Below are 14164 nucleotides of genomic sequence, written 5' to 3'. Positions count from 1 at the left end.
AGGGTTGCGATACGCGGGACAGACCAGGAGACCCAGGGGGATTTGGCGCCATCGACGCGCCGGCGCGTTCACTCCGCCGCGCGAAGGGCCGGCTCCGCCGGAGCCTGGGCCAGACGCTCGATCAAGCGCGAGCGCTCGCCCGCCGCCTTCGCGGCGCTGGCCTGCCGGACATGGCCGTAGCCGCGGATCAGCGCCGGCACGGAGGCAAGGGCCGTCGCGGCTTCCACCCTGCCCGGCGCCAGCGCGCCGGCGACAAGGTCGAGATCGGCCTCATATTCTCGCAGCGACTGCCGCTCCATACGCCGCTCGGCCGTGTAGCCGAAAAGGTCGAAGGCGGTTCCGCGCATGCCCTTCATCGCCGCCAGCAGCCGAAAACCCGTCATCATCCACGGGCCGAAGCTCGATTTCCGGGGCTTGCCGTCATTGCCGCGCCCCCCGAGGATCGGCGGCGCAAGATGGAATTCGAGCTTCTCATAGCTCTGGAACTGCTTGGCGAGGTCGGCGGCGAAGGTGCCGTCGGTGTAGAGCCGCGCCACCTCATACTCGTCCTTGATCGCCATCAGCTTGAAGAGGTTCCTGGCGGCGGCCTCGGTCACGGCGGTCGAGCCGGGCACGGCCTTGCATTCCGCGGCGCGCACCATCGCCACACGGTCGGCATAGCGCCTGGCGTAGGCTGCGTTCTGATAGGCGGTGAGGAAGGCGACGCGGCGGGCGATGACATCATCCAGCGTCTCGGCGGGTTTTACCGCCGGCTTGCCGGTTTGGGCGACCAGGCCGCGCACGAAATCGGGCTGATGCGCGGCGCGGCGACCCCAGCGGAATGCGGCGATGTTCATCGCCACCGCTTCGCCGTTCAATTCTATCGCCTTTTCAAGGGCTTCGGCCGAAAGCGGCAGGCCGCCATACTGGAAGGCGAAGCCGAGCATGAACATGTTGGCGCCGAGCGAATTGCCGAACAGAGCGGTCGCCGTGCGGGTGGCGTCGAAGAAATGCGCCTTGTCGTCGCCGGCAGCCGCCCGGATCGCCTTCTTCAGCCGCTCGACCGGCAGCGAGAAGTCGGCGGAGCGGGTGAACTCGCCAGGCATGATCTCGGCGGTGTTGGCGAGGAAGATCGTATGGCCTTCACGCACCGCGCCCAGCACCTTCTTGGCGCCGGAGACGACAAGATCGCAGCCGAGCACAAGGTCGGCCTTGCCGGCCGAAACGCGAATGGCGTGGATGTCCTCAGGCGTCGGGGCGATGCGGACATGGGTGAAGACCGAGCCGCCCTTCTGGGCGAGGCCGGCCATGTCGATCATGCCGCAGCCCTTGCCTTCCAGATGCGCGGCCATGCCGAGCACCGCGCCGACGGTGACGACGCCGGTGCCGCCGACGCCGTCGATGATCGCCGCCCAGCCCTGGTTGCCCATGCGGAATTCAGCGGGCGCCGGCACGCCGTCGAGAGGATCGGCCTTGCCGGCAATGCCTTCGGCCTTTCTGATCTTGCCGCCATGCACGGTGACGAAGGACGGGCAGAAACCGTTGACGCAGGAGAAATCCTTGTTGCAGCTCGACTGGTCGATCCGGCGCTTGCGGCCGAATTCGGTCTCGACCGGCTGGATGGAGACGCAGTTGGACTGCACGCCGCAATCGCCGCAGCCTTCGCAGACCAGCTCGTTGATGAAGACGCGCTTGTCCGGATCGGGGAAGGTGCCGCGCTTGCGGCGCCGGCGCTTTTCGGCCGCGCAAGTCTGGTCGTAGATCAGCACCGAGACGCCCTTCACGTCGCGCAACTCGCGCTGGACCAAGTCAAGATCGTCGCGGTGATGGATGGTGATGCCGGCCGGGAAATCGGCCTTGCCGGCATATTTGTCCGGCTCGTCCGTGACGACGGCGATGCGATCGACGCCCTCCGCACGCACCTGCCTCGCGATCATATCGACGGTCAGACCGCCCTCATGCGGCTGGCCGCCGGTCATGGCGACGGCGTCGTTGTATAGGATCTTGTAGGTGATGTTGGCGCCGGAGGACAGCGCGAAGCGGATCGCCAGCACGCCGGAGTGATTGTAGGTGCCGTCGCCGAGATTCTGGAAGATGTGGTCGCGCTTCGAGAACGGGGCCTGTCCGACCCATTGCGCGCCCTCGCCGCCCATGGCGGTAAAGCCGACGGTGTTCCTGTCCATCCAAAGCGCCATGAAGTGGCAGCCGATGCCGGCGGCGGCCAGCGAGCCGTCCGGCACCTTGGTGGATGAATTGTGCGGGCAGCCCGAGCAGAAGAAAGGCGTGCGCGAGCCGATATCGACAATGTCGGCAAGCATCGCCTGGAACTGGCGAAGCTTCGCCACCCGCGCGGCGGTCTCTTCCGACGGACCGATCGTGCGCAGGATCCTTTCGCCGAGCGCGATCGCGATCTCGTTCGGGTCGAGCGCGCCCTTGGCGGGGAACAGCCAGTCGCCGCGCTCGTCCTTCTTGCCGACGATCACCGGCTGAGTGGCGGTGCCATAGAGGTTTTCGCGCAACTGCACCTCGATCAGCGAGCGCTTCTCCTCGACGACGACGATGGTGTCGAGGCCGCGGGCGAACTCGGCGATGTGCTGGAAGTCGAGCGGCCACGGGCAGCCGACCTTGAACAGGCGGATGCCGATGCGGTTGGCGGCCTGTTCGTCGATGCCGATATCCTCCAGCGCCTGGCGGACGTCGAGATAGCTCTTGCCGATGGTGATGACGCCGAGCTTGGGATTGCGGCCGCCGGAATAGACGATGCGGTTCAGCCCATTGGCGTGGATGAAGGCGGAAGCGGCGGCGCGCTTATACTCGTGCAGGCGCTCTTCCTGGCCGAGCATGTCGATCTCGTGGCGGATGTTCAGGCCGCCTGGCGGCATGTCGAATTCGGGGATGACGATGCTCAGGCGCTCGATCGAGGCGTCGACCGAAGCCGTCGATTCGATGTTGTCCTTGACGCATTTAATCGCCGCCCAGGTCCCGGCGAAGCGCGACATGGCAAAGCCGTAGAGGCCGTAGTCGATGATCTCCTGGACGCCGGCCGGATTGAGGATCGGCACCATGGTGTCGACGAAGAGGAATTCGGTGGCATGCGCGTTGGTCGAGGATTCGGCCATGTGGTCGTCGCCCATCAGGGCAAGCACACCGCCATGTTTCGAGGAGCCCGCCAGATTGGCGTGGCGGAAGACGTCGCCGGAACGGTCGACGCCCGGGCCCTTGCCGTACCAGACGGAAAAGACGCCATCATGCGTGCCCTCGCCCAGCAATTCGGTCTGCTGCGAGCCCCAGCAGGCGGTGGCGGCAAGCTCCTCGTTGAGGCCAGGCTGAAAGACGATGTCGGCTTGGGCGAGCTGCCTCTTCGCCCGCCACAGCTGCATATCGAGGCCGCCCAGCGGCGAGCCGCGATAGCCGGAGACGAAGCCCGCCGTGTTGAGGCCGGCGCGGCGGTCGCGCTCGCGCTGCATCAGAAGCATGCGCACAACCGCCTGCGCGCCGGACAGGAAGACGCGCTCCTTGCCAAGGTCGAACTTGTCGTCGAGCGCGACGTCGTGCAGCGTCATCAGGTATTTCCTCTGCGGAGGCGCCTCAAATCAGGCAGCCAACGTCGGAGCGGGACGCCGCAGTCTTTCGTCCCTTGGCTGTGAGGTCAAACAAAATCGCAGAGGCCAGATAACATGCAACAAACGGTCTGGCGAGTGGCCGGCGACGCATGCAAGATCATGCTAACCGCTTCGTGAGGAACAAAAATTTCGCGCAAGCACCTACGTTTCAGGTCGCTTTCGAGCAATCCGGCTTCGGTTCGCCCGGCAGCTTGCCGTCCGGGTGGCCGGCCAGATCGGCATTGAGCTCGTAGTTCGGCCCGATCACCAGCGGCCGGTCCGGCAGCATCGTTTGGTCCTCTGATGAGGTCATGGTGGTGTCGATGCTTTGCAGCAGCGTGCCGCTCGAATCCTCGATGCGGATCGAGACTTTGTAAGGCTTGTCCTTGACCACGCAGGAGAGCGGCGGGCTGGTGAGCGTGATGTGGGGCAGCTTCGGCCAGATCTTCTGGTGGACAACGAGCGGTTCGCCGCCGGCCGGGTTCTGGAAACTCACTACCGCGACCTGGCCGTCGACCATCGGCCGCAGCGGCTTCAGCGTGATGACATAGGTGGCGATGGCCAGCCGGTAGTTGAACTCGAACAGCTTGCCGGAAATGGCAAAGAGCTGGTCCTTGCCGGTGTCGCGGCAGGCGCCGAGCGCGACAGCGGCGACCAGGGCGGCGCCGACCAGAGCCGAACGCGACAATTTCCTAAGCATTGCTGACCTCCCTCGCCGCTGTACGGCGGCGGTAATAGCGGTTTGCCTTCTGGCGGTTCCCGCAAACGGCCATGTCGCACCACAAGCGGCTGGCATTGCGGCTGCGGTCGACGAACAGCCAACTGCAATTGGGACAGATCCGAAGCCGCGCCAACGTTTCGTCGCGCAGCAGCGACAGCGCCGAGACGGCCAAGGCCGCCTCGAAGGCGATCGGCGTGGCCGGATCGCCGAAAGGCCGGCCCGGCGTCCCAATCTCGGTCGCGCTGCCTGACAGCCCGCCGGCGCAGGCCGTGAGGAAGTCCGGCAGGTGGCTGGTCGCAAGCGCGCCGTTCGACACGGCATGGCGAAACAGGCGATCGGTCGCTTCGCGGATCGAGATGACGATCGGTTTTATCTCCCCCGGTTCGGACGCCTGCAGCCGCCGGCCGCCGAGCTCGGCGGTGCGGAAGCCGCTCGCCGCCTCGGCGAAGCGGGCGATCTCGGCCGGGTCGTCGAAACGGTCGAAGGACTTTTGGGGATCGTTGCGCAGCACGACGGTGTTCGCCGTATCGAGCGCAAGGATGCCGCCGGTGAAGCGATGCGGGGTCCAGGATACCGTCATGACAGAAATCTAACCGATAAAACGTGTTTGACAAGTTAGATTCCGAATGTAACGGTCCAGATGGAGGTCAAGGTACGACCCCGCGCATGACCCCAAAAATCGAGAACGATTTTTGGAAAGGATCATGCGCAAAACCAAAGCGCTACAGCGTCCTTTGCGCGTCAGAAGGACGCGCGGCGCTGTAGGAACGCCGCATGCTCTATTTCTTCCAGCAGGTGCTGAACGGGCTGCATTCGGGCGCGCTCTATGCGCTGCTCGCCTTCGGCTATGTGCTGACCAACGGCATTCTGCACCGCACGAACCTGGCTTACGGCGCGCTGTTCGCCTTCTGCGGCCAGACGATGATCCTGACCGCCGCCTTCGGCTATCAGGCGCTGTGGCTGACGCTCGCCGCTGCTGTGGCGCTCGGCGTGGCCGTCGCCATTCTCTATGCGGTGCTGATCAGCCACGTCCTGTCGCGTAGCGTTTTCGAGCGGCTCGCCGACCGCTCGCCCAACGCCATCGTGGTGACGACGCTCGGCATTTTGCTCTTCCTGTCCGAGGCGAGCCGCATCGCCGCCGACACGCATGACCTCTGGTTGCCGCCAATGCTCGCCACCCCGGTCATCTTTGCCCAGGGCAACGGCTTCAAGGTCACGCTCACCGTGATCCAGCTGCTCGACTGCGCGGGCGTCATCGCGGTGGTGGCACTGGCCGCCTGGCTGTTTACGCATTCGCGCTTCGGCCGCGCCTGGCGCGCCGTCTCCGACGATCCGAAAGCGGCGGCGATGTGCGGCGTCGACGTCACCGCCGTGTTCCGCCGCGCCGTGCTGTTCGGCGGCCTTTGCGCTGCCCTGGCCGGCGTGCTTGCCGGCCTCTATTACGGCAATGTCTCCTTCGGCACCGGGCTGGTCTACGGCCTCAAGATCCTGTTCGTGACAGCGGTCGGCGGCTATCTGTCGCCGCTCAAGGCAGCGCTCGGCGCCGCGGCCTTCGGCATGGCGGAATCGCTCTGGGCCGGCTATTTCCCGCTCGAATGGCGCGACGCCTGGATCTATCTCTTCCTCGTCGCCATGCTGGTGCTGATCGGCGCCGGGCGCGACCAGGCAAAGATCGCCTAAGCTCCTAGACTTCATGTCCCCAGACTGTCGTTGCCCACAGACTTTCGTCGCATGACGCATCGTCAGGCGGCGGCATTCCGCCGCTGTCCGGCGTGCCGATCTGTTTGCCGCGGCTTTGTCATGTTGACCTGCCGGACCACGCACTGCATATCGTTGGGCCAAGCGGCGCGGCACCGGAGGGGGAATCGGGCGCGCCGCATGGAACTTTGAGTCAACGCATCGTGCTTTCCGAAAATCGAACGTGATTTTCGGGCCGATGCGCCAGGGAGGACTATGCATGGCGGGGCTGCTCGCTCTATCCAGGACGATCGACCGCATCAACGAGTTCATCGGCCGCTGGGTCTCCTGGCTGATCCTGCTCGCGATCCTCGTGAGCGCCGGCAATGCCGTCATCCGCAAGGTGTTCGACACCTCCTCCAATGCCTGGCTGGAGCTGCAATGGTATCTGTTCGGCGCCGCCTTCATGCTGGCCGCCGCCTACACGCTGAAGCAGAACGACCACATTCGCATCGACATCGTCTACGGCATGTTCCCGAGACGCGTGCAGCACTGGATCGACCTCCTCGGCCACCTCTTCTTCCTGATGCCCTTCGTCGTGCTGATGGTGATCTATTTCGTACCTTATGTGTCGCTGTCCTTCCGCAGCGGCGAGATGTCGACCAATGCCGGCGGGCTGATCGTGTGGCCGGCCAAGGCGATCCTGCTGGCCGGCTTCTTCCTGCTCGCGCTGCAAGGCGTTTCCGAGATCATCAAGAAGATCGCCATCATGCGCGGCGACATGGACGATCCCAATCCCTTCGTGTCGGCGCATGAGCAGGCCGAGCTCGAGGCCAAGGCGCTGGCCGAGGAAGCCAAGACGATCGCGGGCGAGGCCCGTCAATGATCGAATTCATCGCGCAGAACATGGCGCCGATCATGTTCGCCTCGCTAATCATCTTCCTGTTGATCGGCTACCCCGTCGCCTTCTCGCTCGCCGCCAACGGCCTGCTGTTCTTCTTCATCGGCGTCCTGGTCTCGCCCTATTCCGGCGGGTCGATCAACCTCGCCTGGCCGCTGCTGCATGCACTGCCCGACAATTTCTACGGCACCAGGGTGATGTCGAACGAAACACTCCTGGCGATACCCTTCTTCACCTTCATGGGCATCGTGCTCGAGCGCTCGGGCATGGCCGAGGACCTGCTCGACACGATCGGCCAGCTGTTCGGGCCGATCCGCGGCGGGCTTGCCTATGCGGTGATCTTCGTCGGCGCGCTGCTTGCCGCAACAACCGGCGTGGTGGCGGCCTCCGTCATCGCCATGGGGCTGATCTCGCTGCCGATCATGCTGCGCTACGGCTATGACCGCAGGGTTGCGTCCGGTGTCATCGCGGCCTCCGGGACCCTTGCCCAGATCATCCCGCCTTCGCTGGTGCTGATCGTGCTTGCCGACCAGCTCGGGCGCTCGGTCGGCGACATGTACGCCGGCGCATTGATCCCCGGCCTCGTGCTGACGGGCATCTACATGCTCTACATTCTGATCATGTCGATCGTCCGGCCGAACTCGATGCCGGCGCTGCCGCTCGAAGCCCGTACGCTCGGCCACGGCGTGCTGTCGCTGATCGTGGCGCTGCTGGTCACCGGCGCCGTCTCGTACGGCGCCTATCGCTATCTTGCGCCGACGCAGGGCGACAATGCCGACATCCTCGGCTTCGCCGTCGGCGTCATCGTCATCTATGTCGTCGCCATCCTCGACCAGCGGCTGGGGCTGAAGATGATGTCCAAGCTGGCGCAGCAGGTGGTGATCGTGCTGATCCCGCCGCTTGCGCTGATCTTCCTGGTGCTGGGCACGATCTTCCTCGGCATCGCCACGCCGACCGAAGGCGGCGCCATGGGCGCCGTCGGGGCGCTCATCATGGCGGCGATGAAGGGACGCCTGACGAGGGAGGTCGTCAACCAGGCGCTGGCCTCGACGACCAGGCTTTCCTCCTTCGTGCTGTTCATCCTGATCGGCGCGCGCGTCTTTTCGCTCACCTTCTACGGCGTCAACGGCCATATCTGGGTCGAGCATCTGTTGACCTCGCTGCCCGGCGGCGAGACCGGCTTCCTGATCGGCGTCAACATCCTGGTCTTCGTGCTTGCCTTCTTCCTCGATTTCTTCGAGCTTGCCTTCATCATCGTGCCGCTCCTGGCGCCGGCCGCCGACAAGCTCGGCATCGACCTGATCTGGTTCGGCGTGCTGCTCGGCGTCAACATGCAGACCAGCTTCATGCATCCGCCCTTCGGCTTCGCGCTGTTCTACCTGCGCTCGGTCGCGGCCCGGGTGCCCTATCTCGACAGGATCACCGGCAAGCAGATCGCGCCGGTCAGCACCGGGCAGATCTATTGGGGCGCCGTGCCGTTCGTCCTGATACAGGTGATCATGATCGGGCTTACCATCGCCTTTCCCCAGATGGTCATGCGCTACAAGGGCGCTGCGGTCGAACCAAGCACGATCGACCTCAAGCTCCCCGGCATGCCTTCGCTGTCGCCGCTCGGCACGCCGCCGGCGGGCAATGGCGCGGCTCCGACCGATGGCGGTGCCGCCCCGCCTGCCGCGCCGGGCACGCCCGACCTGTCGCAGCCGCCGAATTTCAGCGACACGGCGCCTGCCAAGCCGGCGGCGCCGGCGCCCGACCTTTCGAAGCCACCGAGTTTCAATTGAGGTGACCGCGTCATGAGAGCAGTCCGGCTAGAAGCAATCGGCAGCATCGCGCTTCGCGAGGTGGACAAGCCTTCGCCGGGACCGGAGGACGTCCTTGTGCGGATCGAGGCCTGCGGCGTCTGCGGCACCGACCGACACCTTTTCCACGGCGAATTTCCCTGCACGCCGCCGGTGACACTCGGCCATGAATTCTCCGGCATCGTCGAAGCCGTCGGCGCGGCAGTGTCGGGCATTGCCGTCGGCGACCGCGTCACGGGCGATCCCAACATCGCCTGCGGGCGCTGCGCCCACTGCCATGCCGGCCGCGTCAATCTCTGCAGCAATCTCCGGGCCATCGGCATCCACCGCGACGGCGGCTTTGCCGGCTATGTATTGATGCCGCAGAAGCAGGCTTTCCGGCTGCCCGCAAACCTCAAGCCGACGCATGGCGCTTTCTGCGAGCCGCTGGCCTGCTGCCTACATGGCGTCGACCTTGCCGCGATCCGGCCGGGCGCATCGGTCGCGGTGCTCGGCGGCGGCGTCATCGGCCTGCTCGTCGTTCAGCTGGCGAAACTCGCGGGCGCGGCGACCATCATCTTGTCGACCAGGCAGGCCTCGCGCCGCGCGCTTGCCGAGGAGCTTGGCGCGACCGCGACGATCGACCCAAGCGCCGGCGACCCAATCGCGGCCGTCGCCGGGCCGAAGGGCCTGGCGCCGGGCGGCGTCGACGTGGTGCTGGAGTGTGCCGGCGTGCGCGATACGGTGGAACAATCGATGCGCATGGCGAGGGCCGGCGGCACGGTCGTGATCGTCGGCGTGGTGCCGCAAGGCATGAAGGTGGAGATCGAGCCGTTCGATCTTCTGTTTCGCGAACTGAAGGTGCTCGGTTCCTTCCTCAATCCGTTCACGCATGGAAGGGCGGCGCAGTTGATCGCCTCCGGCGCGATCGAGATCGACAAGCTGATCTCGAGGCAGGTCAGCCTGGAGGAAGCACCCGAGGTAATCGCCAACCCGCCGGCGCCTGGCGAGGTCAAGGTGCTGGTGGTGCCGGGCCGGGGCTGAAGGTGCAGCCCCCATCTTGCAACGTTGGCGATTGGCGAAAACCGTCGATGACAGCGCCCCTCTCCCCGTCTCTATACGGGGAGAGGATGCCGGCAGGCAGGTGAGGGGCGGCCCCTGCGCCGGATGGATAAGGCATGAGTTGGCGCTTCGGCCTGCACTTAAGCCCAGGGCGATCCAATTGCCGACGCCGGCGCTCCCCTCATCCGCCCTTCGGGCACCTTCTCCCGTATAGTGACGGGGAGAAGGGGCTAATCTCCTTACAGCTTGCCGTTGCGCTGCTGCACCATCATGAAGGTGTCGTAATTGTATTCGGCGATCTGGGCCCAGAGATAATGCTCCTTGCGGAAGGCCTTGATCGATTCCCAGATCTTCTTGAACGGCGCGTTGTTGGCTTCCATCTCGGCATAGACCTCATTGGCCTTCTCGAAACAGGCCGCCATGATCTCCTGACTGAACGGCCTGAGCTTGGCGCCGCCGGCCACCAGCCGCCGCACCGCCGGCGGATTCACGTAATCGTATTTCTGCAGCATGTTGGCGTCCGCGGCCTGCGCGGCGGTGCGCACCAGGGATTTGTAAGTCGGCGAAAGCTCTTCATATTTCGCCTTGTTGAACAGGAGATGGACCGTCGGGCCGCCTTCCCACCAGCCGGGATAGTAGTAATAGGGCGCGACCTTGTAGAAGCCGAGCTTCTCGTCGTCATAGGGGCCGACCCATTCGGCGGCGTCGATGGTGCCCTTTTCCAGCGCCGGGTAGATGTCGCCGCCGGCGATCTGCTGCGGCACCACGCCGAGCCTCTCGACGACCTTGCCGGCAAAGCCGCCGATGCGCATCTTGAGGCCGGAGAGATCGGCGACGCTGTTGATTTCCTTGCGGAACCAGCCGCCCATCTGGACGCCGGTGTTGCCGCCCGGCAGACCGTACAACCCTTGCGTTCCAAGGAATTCATTGAACAGGTCGATGCCGCCGCCATGATAATGCCAGGCGTTCATGCCGCGCGCGTTGAGCGAGAAGGGCACGGCCGCGCCCAGCGCCCAGGTGGGGTCCTTGCCCCAGTAATAATAGGCCACGGTGTGGGCCGCTTCGACGGTGCCGGCGGCGGTGGCATCGGCCGCCTGCAGGCCGGGCACAAGCTCGCCCGAAGCGAAGACCTGGATCTGGAAATTGCCGTCGGTCGCTTCCGACAGCATCTTGGAGAAGACTTCGGCGCCGCCATAGATCGTGTCGAGCGATTTCGGGAAGGACGACGCCAGCCGCCAGGTCACTTTCGGGTTGGACTGGGCAATGGCCGGCGTGGCGAGTGCCGCGGCCGCTGCGGCTGCGCCCACGCCGGAGGCACCGGCCTTACGAATGAAAGAACGACGATCCATTAAGTTTCCTCCCTTGCGGATCAGCTGACCGATGCCGGACATCGTCGGTGCCCGGACCGGTTGGGGGAGAAACATACACAGGCAAGAAGTCGAGTCCAGCGCCGCGACCAAGCTTGCGGCCATTCAGCGGCCCACTGCAACTATAGTCTAATATTCTCTCGTCTGGCCCATGCGAGGCGGCGAAACTTGCCATGGAAAAGCCGCGACGGATCGCTTATTTTATAGGCAGAACAATTCCTTGGCCTGAATGGAAACCAAACCCAAAATGCAGCAGCCGCTCGTCGCAGTCTCGACCGACGTCCGCCAATTCGACAACTACACCTGGCACGCAGCACCCCAGCAATATCTGGAAGCCGCGATCACCGGCGCCGGCGTGTTCCCGCTTCTGGTGCCGTCCTTCGGCGACCGGCTCGACCTCGACGAATTGCTGTCGTCGGTCGACGGCGTGATGCTGACGGGTTCGAAATCCAACGTCCATCCCTCGCTTTACGATGGCGACCCGAGCGAGGCCAACGGTCCCTACGATCCGGCGCGCGACGCCACCACGCTGCCGCTGATCCGCAAGGCGCTCAAGCGCGGCGTGCCGCTGCTTGCCATCTGCCGCGGCATCCAGGAGCTCAACGTTGCGCTCGGCGGCTCGCTGGGCACCGAAATCCAGGAGCGCGAGGGCTCGCTCGATCACCGCGCGCCGGTGAGCGACAATCAGGACGAGCGCTTCGCTATCCATCAGACGATCTCGATCAAGCCCGGAAGCTGCCTTGCCGGCGTGTTCGGCGCCGGAGACATCAAGGTCAACTCGCTGCACCGGCAGGGGATTGACCGGCTCGGCTCGAAACTGCAAATCGAGGCTTTGGCCAGCGACGGCACGATCGAAGCGGTCTCCGTCAAGGATGCCCGCGCCTTCGCGGTCGGCGTGCAGTGGCACCCCGAATACTGGGTGAAATCGGACAGCAACTCCGCCAAGATCTTCAAGGCCTTCGGCGATGCCGTGCGCCTGCACGCGGCGGCAAAGGCTTGCGCCCGCGCCGCGGCGGAATAAGCGACCATCATAGATGGAACGCCGCTCCATACTCCCTTAGGATTGCCCTAGCCGCGCGCCTTGACGTTGATCGTCTCCGGCACCGGTGTCAGCGGCCGGCGCTCGGTAAACCAGGCGACGAGATTGTCGACGCATAGATCGGCCATGGCACGGCGGGTATGGACCGACGCCGAGCCGACATGCGGCAGAAGCGAGGTGTTGGGCGCGTCGAGCAGGGCCTGCGGCACCTTCGGCTCGTCAGCGAAGACGTCGAGCCCGGCGGCGGCGATGGCGCCGCTCTTCAGCGCCGCGGCGAGTGCCGCCTCGTCGACCGTCGAGCCGCGGCCGACATTGACGAAGACGCCGTTCGAACCCAACGCCGACAGGACTTCGGCATTGATCGCCTTCTCCGTGGAGGCGCCGCCCGGGGCAACACAGATCAGCGTGTCGACGGCTTCGGCGAGGCCTTTCAAAGTGGCATGATAGTCGTATGCCAGGCCTTCGACCTTGCGGCGGTTATGATAGGCGATCGGCAGGCCAAAGGCCTCAAGCCGACGGGCAACGGCCCGGCCAATACGGCCCATACCGAAAATGCCGACGCTGCGGCCGCGCAAGGTAAGCCGGCTCAGGCGATAATTGCCCTTCTCCAGCCAGTCGCCGTCGCGCAGCCATTTCTCGGCGGCGTAAAGCTCGCGCAGGGTGTTGATCAAAAGGCCGATGGCGGTGTCGGCGACCTCCTCGGTCAAAACGTCGGGCGTGTTGGTGACCATGACGCCGCGCTTGGCAGCGTGATCGGCGTCGACGGAATCGTAGCCGACGCCGAAACTGGCGATGATCTCGAGATGGGGCAGCGCGTCGATCATCGCGGCACTGATGCCCGCATAGGAGGCGATGCCGCGCACCGTCGCGCGCATCTCGTCGGTGACCAGCGATGGATCGGCGCGTTCGATCCGCACAGGCTTGAACGCCTTGTCGATGCGGCCGACGGCATGATCGTTGAAATCGGCGGGCACCAGGATGGCGACCGGCAATTTTCCTTCAGGCTTGGTCATGCACGCTCCACCGGCTTGCCGGTAGACTGCCGCACATGCAGTTCCGGCTTGATCAGCTCCTGCGAGGGCCGCACCGCCTGCCCGTTCAACTTATCGAGCAGGGCGCTCGCGGCGCGCCGGCCGACCTCGCGCTGACCGTTCCAGACCGTGGTCAGGGCCGGCGTCGCGATCGCCGCCTCCTCGAGATCGTCATAGCCGGTCACGGAGATGTCGACGCCCGGCACAAGGCCTGCGCGCGCGATGCCGTTCATCAGTCCGATCGCGACCAGATCGTTCCAGCAGCAGGCGGCCGTGGGCTTGTCCTTCAGCGCCAGAAACTGCCCGGCGGCCTCGAACCCCGCCTGCTTGGTACGCGGCCCGGGAATGCGCCAGGACGGCTTCACCTCCAGGCCGGCCGCCTCCATCGCATTGAGATAGCCCTGGTAGCGGTCGCGACCGGTCGAGGTCTGGTCGGTGCCACCGACCATGGCGATGCGCTTATGGCCGAGCGAGATCAGATGATTGGTGGCAAGCGCGGTGCCATAGGCGTCGTCGCCACGGAACACCGGCACGTCGGCGCCGGCGACGGTGCGCGCGATCAGCACCGCCGGCAGGCCGTTTTCCTCGGCCATGATGATGTCCTCGGCCGGCGTGCCGATGGCCGGCGACATGATGACGCCGTCGGCGCCGAGCTGCAGCAGCGTGTCGATGAAGGTGCGCTGCTTTTCCAGCTGGTCGTAATGGTTGGAGAGGATGAAGGTCTGCCGGCTGCGGTCGAGCTCGCTTTCGATCGAGCGCAGGATCTCGGCGAAGAACGGGTTCATAATGTCGTGCACGACGACGCCGACGATGCCGGAGCGCGAGGTGCGCAACGAGGCGGCGCGGCGGTTGTAAATATAGCCGATGGCGCGGGCATGCTCCTTGATGCGCTCGCGCGTGGAGCCTGCGACCAATGGGCTGTCGCGCAGCGCCAGCGATACCGTTGCCGTGGACACACCGAGCGCATCCGCGATCGTCGAAAGCTTGATCTTCTGTGCCAGTGCCCT

10 protein-coding genes and 1 pseudogene are annotated in these 14164 nt (G+C 65.2%); 5 read left to right on the top strand and 6 right to left on the bottom strand.

What is annotated here, in order from left to right; translation table 11 throughout:
- Positions 1–68: 68 nt before the first annotated feature.
- From P9273_RS00475 to P9273_RS00465, 3 genes and pseudogenes are all read right to left on the bottom strand, one after another.
- Positions 69–3554, bottom strand: a pseudogene (locus P9273_RS00475) (indolepyruvate ferredoxin oxidoreductase family protein); the annotation flags it as partial.
- A gap of 196 nt (positions 3555–3750) precedes the next feature.
- Positions 3751–4281: a hypothetical protein gene (locus tag P9273_RS00470; RefSeq protein WP_278047151.1), complete on the bottom strand. Its 531-nt coding sequence runs from the start codon at positions 4279–4281 to the stop codon at positions 3751–3753.
- Positions 4274–4882: a CGNR zinc finger domain-containing protein gene (locus P9273_RS00465; RefSeq protein WP_278047150.1), complete on the bottom strand. Its 609-nt coding sequence runs from the start codon at positions 4880–4882 to the stop codon at positions 4274–4276. The genes P9273_RS00470 and P9273_RS00465 overlap by 8 nt, the downstream gene beginning before the upstream one ends.
- A gap of 194 nt (positions 4883–5076) precedes the next feature.
- Between P9273_RS00465 and P9273_RS00460 the strand changes: the two genes are divergently transcribed.
- The 4 genes from P9273_RS00460 to P9273_RS00445 all read left to right on the top strand — a co-directional run bounded on the left by P9273_RS00460 (position 5077) and on the right by P9273_RS00445 (position 9702).
- The gene (locus tag P9273_RS00460; protein ID WP_278047149.1) at positions 5077–5982 is read left to right on the top strand and encodes a branched-chain amino acid ABC transporter permease; all 906 of its coding nucleotides are present in this window, start codon (positions 5077–5079) and stop codon (positions 5980–5982) included.
- Positions 5983–6259: 277 nt separating this feature from the next.
- On the top strand, positions 6260–6865 hold the full coding sequence (locus tag P9273_RS00455) for a TRAP transporter small permease subunit (protein ID WP_278047148.1): 606 nt from the start codon (positions 6260–6262) through the stop codon (positions 6863–6865).
- A complete protein-coding gene (locus P9273_RS00450) occupies positions 6862–8661 on the top strand; it encodes a TRAP transporter large permease (RefSeq protein ID WP_278047147.1) in 1800 nt (599 codons plus the stop codon). Before P9273_RS00455 ends, P9273_RS00450 begins: the two co-directional genes overlap by 4 nt.
- Positions 8662–8673: 12 nt before the next feature.
- Positions 8674–9702 (top strand): zinc-dependent alcohol dehydrogenase family protein, encoded by a 1029-nt coding sequence (locus P9273_RS00445; RefSeq protein WP_278047146.1) that lies wholly within the window; start codon positions 8674–8676, stop codon positions 9700–9702.
- Between the two features lie 257 nt (positions 9703–9959).
- On the opposite strand, the gene P9273_RS00440 is transcribed toward P9273_RS00445, so the two are convergent.
- The gene (locus P9273_RS00440; RefSeq protein WP_041000242.1) at positions 9960–11069 is read right to left on the bottom strand and encodes a TRAP transporter substrate-binding protein; all 1110 of its coding nucleotides are present in this window, start codon (positions 11067–11069) and stop codon (positions 9960–9962) included.
- A 265-nt stretch (positions 11070–11334) separates the two neighbouring features.
- Here P9273_RS00440 and P9273_RS00435 point away from each other — a divergent pair, with 265 nt between their 5' ends.
- Positions 11335–12108, top strand: coding sequence for a gamma-glutamyl-gamma-aminobutyrate hydrolase family protein (locus tag P9273_RS00435; protein WP_278047145.1), 774 nt, complete (start codon positions 11335–11337; stop codon positions 12106–12108).
- 47 nt (positions 12109–12155) lie between these two features.
- Here P9273_RS00435 and P9273_RS00430 read toward each other — a convergent pair whose 3' ends face one another.
- Positions 12156–13139 carry a 2-hydroxyacid dehydrogenase gene (locus tag P9273_RS00430; protein WP_278047144.1) on the bottom strand — a complete coding sequence of 328 codons (984 nt, stop codon included), beginning with the start codon at positions 13137–13139 and terminating at the stop codon, positions 12156–12158.
- Complete coding sequence (locus tag P9273_RS00425) at positions 13136–14158, bottom strand: LacI family DNA-binding transcriptional regulator (RefSeq protein WP_140811547.1); 1023 nt, start codon at positions 14156–14158, stop codon at positions 13136–13138. Before P9273_RS00425 ends, P9273_RS00430 begins: the two co-directional genes overlap by 4 nt.
- Between the last annotated feature and the right edge of the window lie 6 nt (positions 14159–14164).

This window comes from Mesorhizobium sp. WSM4935 (genome assembly GCF_029625735.1).
GTDB lineage: Bacteria > Pseudomonadota > Alphaproteobacteria > Rhizobiales > Rhizobiaceae > Mesorhizobium.
This window is presented reverse-complemented; position numbering and strand designations above follow the sequence as displayed.

Coding starts and splice junctions, on each gene's coding strand:
- P9273_RS00470 (WP_278047151.1), bottom strand. CDS start 4,281: ATGCTTAGGAAATTGTCGCGTTCGGCTCTGGTCGGCGCCGCCCTGGTC.
- P9273_RS00465 (WP_278047150.1), bottom strand. CDS start 4,882: ATGACGGTATCCTGGACCCCGCATCGCTTCACCGGCGGCATCCTTGCG.
- P9273_RS00460 (WP_278047149.1), top strand. CDS start 5,077: ATGCTCTATTTCTTCCAGCAGGTGCTGAACGGGCTGCATTCGGGCGCG.
- P9273_RS00455 (WP_278047148.1), top strand. CDS start 6,260: ATGGCGGGGCTGCTCGCTCTATCCAGGACGATCGACCGCATCAACGAG.
- P9273_RS00450 (WP_278047147.1), top strand. CDS start 6,862: ATGATCGAATTCATCGCGCAGAACATGGCGCCGATCATGTTCGCCTCG.
- P9273_RS00445 (WP_278047146.1), top strand. CDS start 8,674: ATGAGAGCAGTCCGGCTAGAAGCAATCGGCAGCATCGCGCTTCGCGAG.
- P9273_RS00440 (WP_041000242.1), bottom strand. CDS start 11,069: ATGGATCGTCGTTCTTTCATTCGTAAGGCCGGTGCCTCCGGCGTGGGC.
- P9273_RS00435 (WP_278047145.1), top strand. CDS start 11,335: ATGCAGCAGCCGCTCGTCGCAGTCTCGACCGACGTCCGCCAATTCGAC.
- P9273_RS00430 (WP_278047144.1), bottom strand. CDS start 13,139: ATGACCAAGCCTGAAGGAAAATTGCCGGTCGCCATCCTGGTGCCCGCC.